This is a genomic window from Sphingomonas sp. CFBP 13706, from assembly GCF_014842355.1.
GTDB lineage: Bacteria > Pseudomonadota > Alphaproteobacteria > Sphingomonadales > Sphingomonadaceae > Sphingomonas > Sphingomonas aerolata.
In genome coordinates, this window is sequence record NZ_JACYVM010000008.1 from 77,516 (window position 1) to 90,819 (window position 13,304).

General features: G+C 68.4%; 16 protein-coding genes. 6 read left to right on the plus strand and 10 right to left on the minus strand.

The window, feature by feature from the left end:
• Positions 1-11: 11 nt before the first annotated feature.
• From pufB to IFS44_RS14960, 6 genes are all read left to right on the plus strand, one after another.
• Positions 12-176: a light-harvesting antenna LH1, beta subunit gene (gene pufB / locus IFS44_RS14935; RefSeq protein ID WP_081874172.1), complete on the plus strand. Its 165-nt coding sequence runs from the start codon at positions 12-14 to the stop codon at positions 174-176.
• Between the two features lie 41 nt (positions 177-217).
• Complete coding sequence (pufA, locus tag IFS44_RS14940) at positions 218-388, plus strand: light-harvesting antenna LH1, alpha subunit (RefSeq protein ID WP_081874173.1); 171 nt, start codon at positions 218-220, stop codon at positions 386-388.
• A gap of 154 nt (positions 389-542) precedes the next feature.
• Positions 543-1,367 (plus strand): photosynthetic reaction center subunit L, encoded by an 825-nt coding sequence (gene pufL / locus IFS44_RS14945; RefSeq protein ID WP_031439813.1) that lies wholly within the window; start codon positions 543-545, stop codon positions 1,365-1,367.
• 13 nt (positions 1,368-1,380) lie between these two features.
• The gene (gene pufM / locus IFS44_RS14950) at positions 1,381-2,355 is read left to right on the plus strand and encodes a photosynthetic reaction center subunit M (protein ID WP_192099012.1); all 975 of its coding nucleotides are present in this window, start codon (positions 1,381-1,383) and stop codon (positions 2,353-2,355) included.
• On the plus strand, positions 2,352-3,470 hold the full coding sequence (gene pufC, locus IFS44_RS14955; protein WP_244650333.1) for a photosynthetic reaction center cytochrome PufC: 1,119 nt from the start codon (positions 2,352-2,354) through the stop codon (positions 3,468-3,470). The genes pufM and pufC overlap by 4 nt, the downstream gene beginning before the upstream one ends.
• Position 3,471: 1 nt before the next feature.
• On the plus strand, positions 3,472-4,839 hold the full coding sequence (locus tag IFS44_RS14960; RefSeq protein WP_342366438.1) for a DUF3422 domain-containing protein: 1,368 nt from the start codon (positions 3,472-3,474) through the stop codon (positions 4,837-4,839).
• A 57-nt stretch (positions 4,840-4,896) separates the two neighbouring features.
• Here IFS44_RS14960 and hemA read toward each other — a convergent pair whose 3' ends face one another.
• Genes hemA through bchL form a run of 10 tightly spaced genes read right to left on the minus strand, consistent with a single transcriptional unit; the run spans position 4,897 to position 13,297 of the window.
• Positions 4,897-6,117, minus strand: coding sequence for a 5-aminolevulinate synthase (gene hemA / locus IFS44_RS14965; RefSeq protein ID WP_192099013.1), 1,221 nt, complete (start codon positions 6,115-6,117; stop codon positions 4,897-4,899).
• Complete coding sequence (gene puhE / locus IFS44_RS14970) at positions 6,107-6,910, minus strand: putative photosynthetic complex assembly protein PuhE (protein WP_192099015.1); 804 nt, start codon at positions 6,908-6,910, stop codon at positions 6,107-6,109. Before puhE ends, hemA begins: the two co-directional genes overlap by 11 nt.
• The gene (gene acsF / locus IFS44_RS14975; RefSeq protein ID WP_192099017.1) at positions 6,907-8,040 is read right to left on the minus strand and encodes a magnesium-protoporphyrin IX monomethyl ester (oxidative) cyclase; all 1,134 of its coding nucleotides are present in this window, start codon (positions 8,038-8,040) and stop codon (positions 6,907-6,909) included. Before acsF ends, puhE begins: the two co-directional genes overlap by 4 nt.
• Positions 8,037-8,333, minus strand: coding sequence for a hypothetical protein (locus IFS44_RS14980; RefSeq protein ID WP_031439820.1), 297 nt, complete (start codon positions 8,331-8,333; stop codon positions 8,037-8,039). The genes acsF and IFS44_RS14980 overlap by 4 nt, the downstream gene beginning before the upstream one ends.
• Positions 8,330-8,812, minus strand: coding sequence for a photosynthetic complex assembly protein PuhC (puhC, locus tag IFS44_RS14985; protein WP_192099019.1), 483 nt, complete (start codon positions 8,810-8,812; stop codon positions 8,330-8,332). The genes IFS44_RS14980 and puhC overlap by 4 nt, the downstream gene beginning before the upstream one ends.
• Positions 8,809-9,465: a photosynthetic complex putative assembly protein PuhB gene (gene puhB / locus IFS44_RS22630; protein WP_192099021.1), complete on the minus strand. Its 657-nt coding sequence runs from the start codon at positions 9,463-9,465 to the stop codon at positions 8,809-8,811. Before puhB ends, puhC begins: the two co-directional genes overlap by 4 nt.
• Positions 9,462-10,229 (minus strand): photosynthetic reaction center subunit H, encoded by a 768-nt coding sequence (gene puhA, locus IFS44_RS14995; protein WP_031439823.1) that lies wholly within the window; start codon positions 10,227-10,229, stop codon positions 9,462-9,464. The genes puhB and puhA overlap by 4 nt, the downstream gene beginning before the upstream one ends.
• A gap of 10 nt (positions 10,230-10,239) precedes the next feature.
• The gene (locus tag IFS44_RS15000; RefSeq protein ID WP_192099023.1) at positions 10,240-11,700 is read right to left on the minus strand and encodes a BCD family MFS transporter; all 1,461 of its coding nucleotides are present in this window, start codon (positions 11,698-11,700) and stop codon (positions 10,240-10,242) included.
• Positions 11,697-12,395, minus strand: coding sequence for a magnesium protoporphyrin IX methyltransferase (gene bchM, locus IFS44_RS15005; RefSeq protein ID WP_192099025.1), 699 nt, complete (start codon positions 12,393-12,395; stop codon positions 11,697-11,699). Before bchM ends, IFS44_RS15000 begins: the two co-directional genes overlap by 4 nt.
• Entirely contained in the window at positions 12,395-13,297 is a 903-nt protein-coding gene (bchL, locus tag IFS44_RS15010) for a ferredoxin:protochlorophyllide reductase (ATP-dependent) iron-sulfur ATP-binding protein (protein ID WP_192099027.1), read from the minus strand. The genes bchM and bchL overlap by 1 nt, the downstream gene beginning before the upstream one ends.
• Positions 13,298-13,304 lie beyond the last annotated feature (7 nt).

A 13,304-nucleotide genomic window follows, 5' to 3' on the forward strand; every position in this document is an offset into this window, starting at 1 on the left:
GAGACGTCATCATGAGCGACCTGAGAGACAAGGACGAGAGGATGGGGCTTGGCACCTACCTCACGCCCGAAGAGGCCAAGGAGTTTCACAAGCTGTTCATCACCAGCTTCCTGATCTTCACCGTCGTCGCGGTCATCGCGCATTTCTTGGTCTGGAACTGGCGCCCCTGGTTTTGAGCCGCACGCCCTAATCGCAAACCAATGAGAGGAACCACGTCATGTGGAGAATCTGGCTGATCTTCGATCCGCGGCGTTCGCTCGTCGCTCTGTTCACGTTCCTGCTGGTGCTGGCACTGTTGATCCACTTCATCCTGCTCAGCACTGATCGCTTCAACTGGCTCGATGGCCCGCACAAAGCGCCCGCCGTCACCGCGCCCGCGGGCAGTTGATGCGACGATCGGCGGTTGCGGAGGACGGGGGCAGACCGAACCCGTCCTCCCATACCCCCTGGCTCCACCGCAGTCCCGACCCCGGCCGATCGGCGCGGGGTGATGGGACGGCGTGACGGGATGCCGTGACGAAACGGGGAAACGGAGACGTGCCATGGCGCTGTTGAGCTTCGAGCGAAAATACCGGGTGCGCGGCGGGACGCTGCTTGGCGGCGACCTGTTCGACTTCTGGGTCGGGCCCTTTTACGTCGGGTTCTTCGGCGTCACGACCGCGATCTCCGCGCTGCTCGGCACGTTGCTGATCTTCTACGCCGCCTCGCTCGGGCCGAGCTGGAATCCCTGGCTGATCAGCATCGCGCCGCCCGACATCGCCTATGGTCTGGGGCTAGCGCCGCTGCGCGAGGGCGGGTTCTGGCAGGTCATCACGATCTGCGCGATCGTGGCCTTCGTGTCCTGGGCGCTGCGCGAGGTCGAGATCTGTAACAAGCTCGGCATGGGCTATCACGTGCCCTTTGCCTATGGCTTTGCGATCTTCGCCTATGTCTCGCTGGTCGTCGTCCGACCATGGCTGCTCGGCGCATGGGGCTTCGGCTTTCCGTACGGGATCTTCAGCCATCTCGATTGGGTGTCAAACACCGGCTACCAATATCTCCACTTCCACTACAATCCCGCGCACATGCTCGCGGTGAGCTTCTTCTTCACGACCGGGGGCGCGCTGGCGTTCCACGGCGCGCTGGTGCTGTCCGCGGTCAACCCGGCGGAGGGCGAACCGGTCAAGTCGCCGGAATATGAGGACGCGTTCTTCCGCGACACGATCGGCTACTCGATCGGGACGCTCGGCATCCACCGGCTGGGCCTGTTCCTTGCGCTGTCAGCAGGGTTCTGGAGCGCGATCTGCATCATCATCTCGGGGCCGCTCTGGACGCGCGGCTGGCCCGAATGGTGGACGTGGTGGCTCAACCTGCCGATCTGGTCCTGAAGGGGGTATGGCGATGGCGCGCTATCAGAACATGTTCACCCAGGTGCAGCTGCGCGGACCGCTCGAGGCGGGACCGCGGCTTCCCCCGGGCAGCTTCCCGCGGGTCGGCACGGGGACCTATAACTACTGGATGGGCAAGCTCGGTGCGGCCCAGATCGGTCCGATCTATCTCGGCAGGCTGGGCCTCGCCTCGCTGATCTGTGCCTTTCTGGCGTTCGAGATCATCGGGTTGAACATGGCCGCCAGCGTCAACTGGGACCCGGTCCAGTTCGCGCGCCAGCTGCCCTGGCTCGCGCTCGAGCCGCCCGGCCCGCAATGGGGGTTCAAGCTGCTGATGCCGCTTTCCGAAGGCGGCTGGTGGCAGATGGCGGGCTTCTTCATGAGCGCGTCGCTGATCCTGTGGTTCGTGCGGACGTACCTACGCGCGCGCGCGCTCGGCATGGGGACGCATGTCGCCTGGGCGTTCGCGGCGGGGATCCTGCTGATCCTGACACTCGGCTTCATCCGGCCGATGCTGATGGGCAGCTGGGCGGAGGCGGTGCCGTTCGGCATCTTCCCGCATCTCGACTGGACCGCCGCCTTCTCGATCCGTTACGGCAATCTGTTCTACAACCCGTTCCACTGCCTCTCGATCGCGTTCCTCTATGGCTCGACGATGCTGTTCGCGATGCACGGCGCGACGGTGCTGGCGATCGGCCGCTATGGCGGCGAACGCGAGATCGAGCAGATCACCGACCGCGGCACCGCGTTCGAGCGCGGCGCGCTGTTCTGGCGGTGGACGATGGGGTTCAACGCGACCGCCGAGTCGATCCATCGCTGGGCCTGGTGGTTCGCGGTGCTGACCCCGCTGACGGGCGCGATCGGGATCCTGCTGACCGGGACCGTGGTCGACAACTGGTATCTCTGGGCGGTGCTGCACGGTTATGCGCCGGGCTATCCGGACACCGGCGTCGTCGATCCCGCCTTGCTCCCGGGAGGTGTACGATGACCGCATTACCCACCAAGACGCCCGCCAAGGCGCCCACCAGGACAATGGTACTCGGCGTGGCGCTCGTCCTGCTCGGGGGGTGCGAGATCGGCCCCAAGACAGCCACGCAGACGGGCTATCGCGGCGCCGGACTGAACCAGATCATCAACCCCAAGCTGATCGCGGCGGCCAGTGCGATACCCGAAGCGCCCTATCCGTTGCCGCCCGAGGGCGGTCCCACGGCGGGTGAAAGCTACGAGAATGTGAAGGTGCTCGCCGGACTGGGCCGCGAACGGTTCGATCATCTGATGGCCGAGATGACGCAGTGGGTCGCGCCGCCCGAACAGGGGTGCAATTACTGCCACAACCCGGAAAACATGGCGTCGGACGAGAAATACACCAAGATCGTCGCGCGCCGGATGTTGCAGATGACTCAGGCGATCAACGGACGCTGGGCGAGTCACGTCAAGCAGACCGGGGTGACCTGTTACACCTGTCATCGCGGCAATGCGGTGCCCGCGTATAAATGGGCGATCGCCGAGGGGACGCCCGAGCCCGGCAAGGTGCTGGGCAACCGGCATGGCCAGAACGCGCCGAACCCGAATGTCGGCTATGCGTCGCTGCCCTATGATCCGTTCGCCGAATATCTCGGCGGACGGGCGCAGATCCGTGTCGCCAGCAGCAGCGCGTTCCCGAATGCCAACCACATCGTCTCGATCAAGGCGGCGGAGAAATCCTATGGGCTGATGATGCATGTCAGCGGCGCGCTGGGGGTCAATTGCACCTATTGCCATAACAGCCAATCGTTCCGCTCCTGGAACCTCAGCAGCGCGCAGCGGGGTACCGCCTATTACGGTATCCGCATGGTCCGCGACATCAACCAGACCTACATCACGCCGTTGCAGCCGATCTTCCCGGCCAATCGCAAGGGGCCGCATGGCGATCCCTACAAGGTGAACTGCACCACCTGTCACCAGGGCATCAACAAGCCGCTGGGCGGGGTCAGCATGATCGACCAGGCGCCGATCCTGAGGGGCGCGTTGATCGCCCGCGCGGTGCCCGAGGGCGGACCAGGTGCCGGCGTCGCGGTGCCGGCCGCCTTTGCCCGGCCGGCGGCGATGACGGACACAAAGTGATGTGGTCCGCGCCGCCGGGGGCGCGGATCTCACCGCCATCGGCCAGGCGGGCCTGAGGATGCACAATCACCCGATGCGCGCGGCGCTAGCCGAGGAGATGCACCTTCGGCGACTGCCGCGCTTTGCCGCGCCGTGCCGGCTGGTGCAGATCGTGACCGTGCTCGAGGAGGCGGCGGCGGACGCGGCCCGCGCGCATATCGCGACGCTGGCCGAGCAGGGCCGTGAGATCGTCCCCGTGGCGGGGAAATATGGCGTGCTGGGCCTGGGGCCGGTGACGCTGGTGTGGGAGCGCCATACGGAATTCGCGACCTATACGCTGTTGCGCGGCGGTGCGGGCGAGGCCGAGGCTGGGGCAGAAGCCGGGGCCGGGGCCGCCGCCGGCACGCCGTCGCGATACGCGCCGTCGCTGTTCGGTCCCGGCCCGTTCGAGCCCGCGCTGTCGGCCATATTCAAGGACCTGCCCGGTGCGATCATCCGGGCGACGCAGATCGCGCTGGTGCCTCGCGCGGCGGGCGATCCGACACCCGACGATCTCGAACGCTGGTTCGCGTCGGAAGCGACGATCCTGTGCGACGTCGCGGACGGCGCAGGGCGGATCGTGTCCGATTTCCGGCTCAACCCCGACGGCTATGGCCGGCTGCTCGTGCTCGACCGAGGCCTCGAGCGGGACGAACCGGCGCAACTCGTCATGCGGCTTCAGGAACTGGGCAATTACCGGAACATGGCGCTGCTCGGCCTGCCGCTGGCGCAGCGGCTGACGCCGAGCGTCACGGATCTGGAATCGCGTCTGGCGCATCTGACCCAGGCGGTCTCCGAACGGACATCGGAAGACGACCGGCTGCTCGACGAGCTGACCTACCTGTCCGCACGGCTCGCCCGCCTCGTCGCGGAGACACGCTATCGGATGAGCGCTACGCGCGCCTATGCGCAGTTGAGCACCGACCGTCTCGCCAGCCTGCGGATCGGCGGGGTGCGCGGCTATCAGACACTGGGCGATTTTACCGAACGGCGGCTGGTACCTGCGGTCCGGACCTGCGATTCCTTCTCGGCCCGGCTCGAGGATCTGTCGCAGCGCGCTGCCTGGACGAGCGAGCTGCTGCGGACGCGGATCGACATCGCGCTCAGCAAGCAGAATCGCGACCTCCTCTTGTCGATGGATCGTCGCGCGACGGTGCAGCTGCGGCTGCAACAGACGGTCGAGGGGCTCTCCGTCGTCGCGATCAGCTATTATCTGGTGTCGCTCATCGGCTATCTGCTGACTGCCATTCCGGGCGTCCATCATGACGTCGCCACGGCGGCGGCGGTGCCCGTGGTGATCGCGCTTGTCGCGCTGGGGCGCTGGCGGATGCACAAACACCTGGCAGCGTGACGCCCGGCGGCGGCGGTCCAGAGCCGTCGGCGCCCCTTAGACGCCGACGGCACCCGGTCAGGCCGCCATCGCCCGCCGCGCCAGCGCGCATTGCGACCAGATCTCGCTGAGCGCGGTCACCAGCGTGTCGATATCGGCATCGCTGTGCACCGGCGACGGCGTCAGCCTGAGCCGTTCGGTCCCCACCGGGACGGTCGGGTAATTGATCGGCTGGACGTAAATGCCGTGATGTTCGAGCAGCCAGTCGCTGATCCGTTTGCACTTGTGCGCATCGCCGACCATCACCGGGATGATATGGCTTGGATTGTCGACCGTGGGAATGCCGGCCGCATCGAGCCGGCGGCGGACGGTGGCGACGCGATCGCGGTGCCGCGCACGCTCGACCTGGCTCACCTTCAGATGACGGATGCTCGCGGTCGCGCCCGCGGCGAGCGCGGGGGGGAGGGCGGTGGTGAAGATGAAGCCGCTAGCGAAGCTGCGGACGAAATCGCACAGCGCCGCCGACGCCGCGATATAGCCGCCCATCACGCCAAAGGCCTTGCCGAGCGTGCCCTCGATCACCATGACCCGGTCCATCAGCCCCTCGCGCTCGGCAACGCCGCCGCCGCGCGGACCATAGAGACCGACGCCGTGCACCTCGTCGAGATAGGACAATGCGCCATGCGCCTCGCAGACGTCGAGCAGTTCGGCGATCGGCGCGATATCGCCGTCCATCGAATAGACGCTTTCAAAGGCGACGATCTTGGGCCGCGACGGATCGAGTTGCGACAGCCGACGATCGAGATCCGCAGGGTCGTTGTGCGTGAAGACCTGCACCTCGGCGCGGCTGTGGCGGATGCCCTCGATCATCGACGCATGGTTGAGTGCGTCGGACAGGATGACACAGCCGGGCAGCCGCGCGCCGAGCGTACCGAGCGCGGCCCAGTTCGAGACATAGCCCGAGGTGAAGAGCAACGCCGCCTCCTTCCCGTGGAGATCCGCCAGTTCGGCCTCGAGCAGCACATGGCTGTGCGTCGTCCCCGAGATGTTGCGCGTCCCGCCCGCGCCCGCGCCGCACCGGTCGATCGTCGCATGCATCGCCTCGAGCACCGCGGGGTGCTGGCCCATGCCGAGATAATCGTTCGAGCACCACACCGTCACCGGTCGCCGGGTCCGACGGATGACCTGTTCGGCGGCGGGAAAGGCGCCGGCAGTGCGCTCGAGCTCGGCAAACACCCGGTAGCGCCCATCGTCGCGGAGCGCCGCGAGTTCACCTTCGAAAAATGCCTCATAGTCCATGCGATCGTCCCCGTCCGTCGGTGATGGCGGCCTGTGCCGCTCGTGTGGAGGAAGCGGCCCAGCGCCAGAGGCGCGCATCGCGCATCGGCAGGACCAGAAACAGATGCTCGACGAGCCCGAGAACCGCCAGCCCCGCGAGCAGCGTACCCGCGGCCGCAGCGCCGCTACCGGCGGGGGCGGCCTCTGCGACCGTCCAGGCCCACGCCGCGATCGCGCCACTGGCGAGGATCGAGACCGGGAACAGCGCGTTCAGCCGGCGCTTGCGGAAATAGCTTTTGAGATAAGCCAGATGCGCGGGAAACACCTCGTCGCTGAGATTGGGCACGCCCAGATACAGGTTGAACTTGGCCGACAGCCGCAACACGAACAGCAGCAGGAAGGTGAGCGGCGCGGCCTGGTTCGGCCCGCCCCAGCTGACCGCGAAGAGCAGGATCGCGGTCGCGGCGATCGCGAGCTCGTGATGGATCACGGTGGCGGTCGCGGCGCGGAAGCGGGGCCACCCGGTCGCGTCGGGCGGACATTCGGTGCGACGCGGACCCGCAACCGCCCCCATGAGAAAGCTCATTTCGTGCCAGCCCCAGATCAGGATGGCCGCGGCGAACCCGGTATAGGCGGCGCCGGCGCTCGCATCGTCGGCGATCGACCCGACCAGCGCGACCGCGGCGATCGCGACCAGCCCGGCAAGCGTCAGGCTGGTGCGGAACGTCGCCGCGGGGCGGCTGTCGAGCCAGACCACCGCGGCCGTCCCGATAAACCACATCAGCAGCGCGAAGAGCAGCGGGGGGACGCTCACCACGCCGGGACCAGCCGCACCGTCGCGGGCGCGGTGTTGCGCTTGACCGGCGTGAGATACAGCCAGGCGAAGCTGACGGCGGCGGCCGCGGTCAGGCCGAGCCGCTGGATCCCCCCGATCACCCCGCCGCGCGCCTTGGCCGCGTCGATCGCCCCCGCGATCCGCCGCATCCGCTCGAGCCCGGCGCGGAAGCGCGGGCTGTCGGTGTCGAGCACGACCGGGAACACCTGCCGCGTGATCGCCGAACAGATCGAAAAGACGCGCATGTCATAGTCGGTCGGGTCGATCCCCAGCGCCGTGTGGAAGGCGGGCCGGTTGTGATCGCGCACGTACATCGTCGCATAGACCGCGACGAGGAAGAAGCGGATCCACCATTGGTTGACGCCGCGCAGCAGCTTCGGATCGGTGCGCATCAGGATCGCAAAGGCATCGCCGTGGCGGAACTCGTCATTGCACCAAAGTTCGAACCAGTCGAAGATCGGGTGGAAGCGCAGCTCGGGATGCCGGGCGAGGTGGCGGTAGATGGTGATGTAGCGCGCATAGCCGATCTTCTCGCTGAGATAGGTCGCGTAGAAGATGAATTTCGGCCGGAAATAGGTGTATTTCTTCGTCCGCGTGAGGAAGCCGAGATCGACGCCGATGCTTGCATCCTTGAGCGTGTCGTTGATGAAGCCGGCATGGCGGCTCTCGTCGCGGCTCATCAACTTGAACAGCTGTTTGACGTCGGGGTTGGTCACGCGCTTGGCGATCTCGGCATAGAGAATGCAGCCGGAGAATTCGGCGGTGAGCGAACTGACGAGGAAATCGGTGAATTCCTCGCGGAGCCCGTCGGGGAGGCTTTCGATCACACCGTCGAACGCGGCGGTGCGCTTGAAGTGCAGGCGGTTGGGATCGCTCGCCATCTCGCCGATCAGCGCATCCCATTCGCCGCGGACCGCCGAGACGTCGATCCGGTCCATCGCGGCGAAATCGGTGGTGTAGAAGCGGGGTGACAGGACGGTGTCGGCGCGGGCGATCGCGAGTGTATCGGGCAGGGGGGTATCGGGCAGGGGCGTATCGGGAAGGGGCGGGGGCGACGCAGCGAGAGGGGCGGCGCGCGGCGCGGGGGCGAGGGTGGTGATCCTGTTCATGCTATCGTCCGATCCGAAAAGCTGACCTCGTATAATTCCGTCATCGCGAAATGGCCGGCGAACTGCGTCCAGAGCCGCCCGGCCAGACCCGCGCGTTCGACCGTCGCGATCCGGTCGACGACGCAGCGCTCGCCGAACCCGACCCGGATCGGTGCGCCGTGCACGCGGACGCGGTCGCCCGGCCCGATCGCGACATCGCCCGCCAGCACGACATGCGCGCAGAGGAACGCGTCGCTATGCTCGATCTCGACGCGGCAGGGCGTGTCGAACCGGGTGGACCGCAGCAGCGTCATGTCCCGGGCGCCTGTGCGGGCAACAGCGCGGCAAAGGTCGCGCGGTTGGTCGGGCCGAAGGCGCTGAGCTCGATCGTCCGGCCCGTCGCGGTGTCGGTCAGCGACAATTCGCCGTCGCGCCAGAGCGTCAGCGTGAAGGGGGGGCGGTTGTCGATCCCGCGCGCGCGCCGGTCGCGCGCGAGGCCGCGCATCACGCCGCGGACGAATCCCGTCTTCTGCCCCGCCGCAATCACCGCCACGGTCCCGCCGCGCGCATTGCCGATCACCACCGAGCCATCGGCGCGGTCGACGAAGCGCAGGTCGCGCGACGCGACGGGGGCGATCCTGGCCTGTTCGCGCATCAGCACGGGCGAGGCCGCCGGGGCGATGTTCGCGATCCGGACGATGCTCGTCGCCGCGAGCGTGAAGGCCAGCAACGCGCCGGCGCCGATGAGCGTGGTGCGCGGGACGAGGTCCGGATGGCGATGCGTGCCGCTCATGCCGCCTGCGCCTTGGCGAAGACGCCGCCGGCCGGCGCATGCTGCGCTGGGTCGGAAGCCGCCAACTGCCCTGTCGGGTGCACCGTCAGGCAGGTCCGGGCGATCAGCGCGGCGACGGTCGCTGCCTCGGGCACGGCGCGGAGCATCGGCCGGGGCGTGACGATCCGCCAGGGCCGGGCGTGCGGCCACAAGGCGAGATAGCCGAGCTTGTAGCGGCCGGTGACCGTCAGCGGCATGTCACCCGTCCCGTCGGCGCGCTCCGCGAGATCGACCGCGCCGATCAGCGTCAGCGGCAGGTTGATACATTTGGGCAGCGCCATGCCGATCCGCAGCACCACGCGGTGGGTGGTCAGCGTATAGAGCGTCGTCCGCGCCGCGCCCCAGGCGAGCAGGTGGAGCAGTGCGACCCCCAGCAGCCCGACGATCGCGGTCATCGCCGCTCCGACGAGGTCCCGCGGACCGTCGATCCCCTGCCGTCCGGCCTCCGCCAGCGCCCACAGCGTCAGCGCCGCGAAATAGGCCGCGACCAGTCGGGTGTGGAAGGCGGTGCGCGCGAGCACCCGCCAGTCGGGTGATCCCTGCCACAGGATCCGCTCACCGGGCGGGGGCACCCCGGGAAGGCCGGGGATCGGTTCGACGTCATGCTCGGTCACAGCAGCGGCTCCTGACGTGCGGGCGTGGCATAGAGATAGCCGCCGCCGAAATAGGCCTGGACGCGCTCCTCCTCGTACAGCGTGATCCGGTCGGCGGCCTCGATCGGCGGCACGTCGGCGAACTGGCTGGCGAGCAGCGCGTCGATGACGACGCGGCGGCGGCGACGATCGACCTTGGCCATCATCATCGGCGCGAGCACCGCGCGGCCACCGACCGACACCTGCATGTAGCGGATCAGCCGGTCGGCGCGGTCGATCCACAGATCGTCGATCGTCCCGGCGACCACGCCATCCGCGCCCAGCATCGGCCATCCGAGCAGGTCGGGATCGCCGACCGCGACCGCATAGTCCGACGCCACGCTGAGCGGGACGATCCGCGGATGCCCCTCCATGTCGAGATCGGGATGCCGCGCGCGCTCGGCCCAGGCGGCGGGACCGATGCCGTCGACGAGCGGGTTGCCGGTCGGCGCATAGGGGGCGCCCGCGAACCGGTCGGTGCGCCTCGCGGCGATGTCGACGGGCTCGCGCCCCTGGGTCGGCGCCGTGACGCGGCCACGACCGAAGGGCAGCAGGAACGACTTGGTCGAGGCGGTATGCAGCGGGCCACCGACCGTATCGAGCCGGCCGGTCAGTTCGTCCTCGAGCGGATAGCCCTCGCGCCGATCCTCGCGGCGCAAATAGAAGACGAGCACGAGGAAGAACAAGGCGAACGCCCAGAGGACCAGGAGCGCGACGTCGATGCCGGATGTCAGATGCGGGTTCATGATCGTCCCTTCAGACCGGAAATTCGCTGAGACCGAAACGCGGCACCGGCCGCTCGCCGACCGCATCGACGATCGCGCCCCGACCGCGCACGAGCGGGCCGAGCGCGACGAGCGTGCCGAGCAACAGGAGAATCTCGACGCCGTAGACCGCGGCATAACCGGTGACACGGGTCGCCAGCGTCGGGCCGTACGCCCCCGCCAGCGCCGCCGCCGAGACGAGGTCGCGCAGGACCGCGCCGAGTGCGATCGCAACACCAGCGCTGCTCGCCTGCACCGCGCCCCAGGCCCCCAGCGCGAGCCCGGTGCGTCCGTCGAGTGGCCCCGCGTCGGCGATCGCCATCGCGGCGGTCAGCGTGCCCACCGAGAACAGTCCGCCGCCAAAGCCGATCAGCGCCGCGCCGGTGCCGAGCAACGCGACCGACGACAGCGCGCCGGCGAAGATCACGCACAGGAACGCGGTGACGCCGAGCACGCCGCCAAAGCCCGCCAGCTGATGCGGATCGTCGCCCTCGCCAAGCCGTCTGGCGGCGAGCGCGAACCCGCCCAGCATGCCGAGCGCCCAGAGCGCGGTCAGCGCGGTGGTCGCACCGACCGTCATGCCGAGCACCTGCCCGCCATAGGGTTCGAGCAGCACGTCCTGCATGCTGAACGCCGCCGCGCCCAGACCGACCGCGACGAGCAGCCGCAGCGTGCGCGGGCGGGCGATGAAGACCGCCCAGATCGCGCCGAAGTTCGGGCGATCGGGCCGGGGCACGACCGAGCGAGGCCCCCGCGCTTCCTGTTTCCAGATCGCGACCAGATTGAGGACGACGGTCAGCATCGCTGCGCCCTGGATCAGCTGAACCAGCTTGGTCGGGGTGAAATCGGCAAGCAGCCGGCCGATCACGATCGCGCTGACCATCATGCCGAGGACCAGCATGACGTAGAGCAGCGCAACGACACGCGGCCGCGCATCGTCGGGGGCCAGATCGGTCGCGAGCGCCAGCCCCGCGGTCTGCGTGGTGTGCATCCCCGCGCCGACCATCAGGAAGCCGAGCGCCGCGCCGATCTGCCCGAAGATCGCGGGGCCCGTGCCGCCGCCGGTCATGACCAGCAGCGCGAAGGGCAGGATCGCCAGCCCGCCGAACTGCAAGAGCGTGCCGAACCACAGATAGGGCACGCGCTTCCATCCGAGCAGCGAGGCATGGTGATCCGACCGGAACCCGATCAGCGCGCGCGACGGCGCGAACAGCAGCGGCAGCGAGACCATCGCCGCGACGAGGCTGGTCGACATGCCGAGCTCGACGATCATGACCCGGTTGAGCGTGCCCGTCAGCAGCACCGCGGTCATCCCGACCGACAGCTGCACCAGCGACAGCCGCAGCAGACGCCCGAGCGGCAGGTCGTCGGTCGCGGCGTCGGCGAACGGCAGGAACCGGGTGCCGAGCCGCGCCCAGAACGCGCCGGTCTTCAAGGCGACCAGCCGGTTCATGCGGCGACCATCTCCAGCGCGTGGCTGGTGTAGAAGCCGCTGGCGACGCGCGCGTCGCGGCCGATCCGCGCATGGCCGACGCTCGCGCGCAGCTGCGCGCGCAGTACACGTTCGCGAACCGGCTCGATCGCCGGCGCACGGTCCGCGAGGGGAAAGAGCGTGCCGATCGCGTGCATTACGAGGAGCGGCCGGGTCGACGGCGCGAAGGTGAACAGCATCGAACCGCGCGTGCGTCGGGTCAGCGTCTCCACCAGCTCGACGAGGTCGCTGCTGCGGTAATGGATCAGCGAATCCATGGCGACGACATGATCGAACATGCCGAGCGCAGCGTCGCGCATGTCGCCGACTCGCCAGTCGATCGCGAGCCCGGCCGGCGACCGGTCGCGCGCGACCTCGACAAGGCTGGCGGCGAGATCGATCGCGACGACCGCCGCGCCGCGCCGTGCCGCCTCGACCGCCAGCGCGCCCGTGCCGCAACCCGCATCGAGCAGCCGCAGCCCGGTCATGTCCGCGGGCAGCCAGGACAGCAACGTCTCGCGCATCCGGTTGCGGCCGGCGCGGACCGTGGCGCGAATGCCGCTGACGGGCGCATCGGACGTCAGCCGCGCCCAGGTCTGCGACGCGGTGCGGTCGAAATAGGTTTCGAGCCGGTTGCGGCGCGCGGCATAGCCGGTGGAGGGAACCAGGCTGGCCATCATTCGAACCCCAGGAATTCGAAGATGTCACGATCCTTCATCGGCACCGCATCGAGCGCGTCACAGCCCGACCAGAGCAGCGCGGCGAGGCGTTTATATTCGTCGCACGCGGCCGCGACCTCGGGCGTCTGCTCCATTTCGAACAATGTGCATTTCTTGAGGCGGCTGCGCCGGATCGCGTCGAGATCGGGGAAATGCGCGATACGCTTCAGCCCGGTGGCGGCATTGTAGCGGTCGATCTCGTCGGTCGCGGCGGACCGGTTGGCGATGACGCCCGCCATCCGCACCTCGTAATTCTTTGCCTTGGCCTGGATCGCGGCGGCGATGCGGTTCATCGCGAAGATGCTGTCGAAGTCGTTCGACGCGACCACCACCGCGCGCTCGGCATGCTGCAGCGGGGCGGCGAACCCGCCGCAGACGACATCGCCGAGCACGTCGAACAGCACGACGTCGGTCTCCTCGAGCAGATGATGCTGTTTCAGCAGCTTGACGGTCTGGCCGACGACATAGCCGCCGCATCCGGTGCCCGCGGGCGGCCCCCCCGCCTCGACGCACATCACGCCGTTATAGCCTTCGAACATGTAATCCTCGGGCCGGAGTTCCTCGGCGTGGAACTCGACGGTCTCGAGCACGTCGATCACCGTCGGCATGAGCTTCTTGGTCAGCGTGAAGGTGCTGTCGTGCTTGGGATCGCAGCCGATCTGCAGCACGCGCTTGCCGAGCAGCGAAAACGCCGCGGACAGGTTGGACGAGGTCGTCGACTTGCCGATCCCGCCCTTGCCGTAGATCGCGAACACCTTGGCGGTGCCGATCCGGTCGGCGGGATCGAGCCGGACCTGGACGCTGCCCGCGCCATCGGGCCGGGTTGCAACGGGGCGGGTAGGGGGATCGAGCAGGGCCATGATATCG

What these genes read in the sequence shown, in the direction of transcription:
- pufB (WP_081874172.1), top strand. Translation starts at nt 12, where the DNA reads ATGAGCGACCTGAGAGACAAGGACGAGAGGATGGGGCTTGGCACCTAC.
- pufA (WP_081874173.1), top strand. Translation starts at nt 218, where the DNA reads ATGTGGAGAATCTGGCTGATCTTCGATCCGCGGCGTTCGCTCGTCGCT.
- pufL (WP_031439813.1), top strand. Translation starts at nt 543, where the DNA reads ATGGCGCTGTTGAGCTTCGAGCGAAAATACCGGGTGCGCGGCGGGACG.
- pufM (WP_192099012.1), top strand. Translation starts at nt 1,381, where the DNA reads ATGGCGCGCTATCAGAACATGTTCACCCAGGTGCAGCTGCGCGGACCG.
- pufC (WP_244650333.1), top strand. Translation starts at nt 2,352, where the DNA reads ATGACCGCATTACCCACCAAGACGCCCGCCAAGGCGCCCACCAGGACA.
- hemA (WP_192099013.1), bottom strand. Translation starts at nt 6,117, where the DNA reads ATGGACTATGAGGCATTTTTCGAAGGTGAACTCGCGGCGCTCCGCGAC.
- acsF (WP_192099017.1), bottom strand. Translation starts at nt 8,040, where the DNA reads ATGAACAGGATCACCACCCTCGCCCCCGCGCCGCGCGCCGCCCCTCTC.
- IFS44_RS14980 (WP_031439820.1), bottom strand. Translation starts at nt 8,333, where the DNA reads ATGACGCTGCTGCGGTCCACCCGGTTCGACACGCCCTGCCGCGTCGAG.
- puhC (WP_192099019.1), bottom strand. Translation starts at nt 8,812, where the DNA reads ATGAGCGGCACGCATCGCCATCCGGACCTCGTCCCGCGCACCACGCTC.
- puhA (WP_031439823.1), bottom strand. Translation starts at nt 10,229, where the DNA reads ATGAACCCGCATCTGACATCCGGCATCGACGTCGCGCTCCTGGTCCTC.
- IFS44_RS15000 (WP_192099023.1), bottom strand. Translation starts at nt 11,700, where the DNA reads ATGAACCGGCTGGTCGCCTTGAAGACCGGCGCGTTCTGGGCGCGGCTC.
- bchM (WP_192099025.1), bottom strand. Translation starts at nt 12,395, where the DNA reads ATGGCCAGCCTGGTTCCCTCCACCGGCTATGCCGCGCGCCGCAACCGG.
- bchL (WP_192099027.1), bottom strand. Translation starts at nt 13,297, where the DNA reads ATGGCCCTGCTCGATCCCCCTACCCGCCCCGTTGCAACCCGGCCCGAT.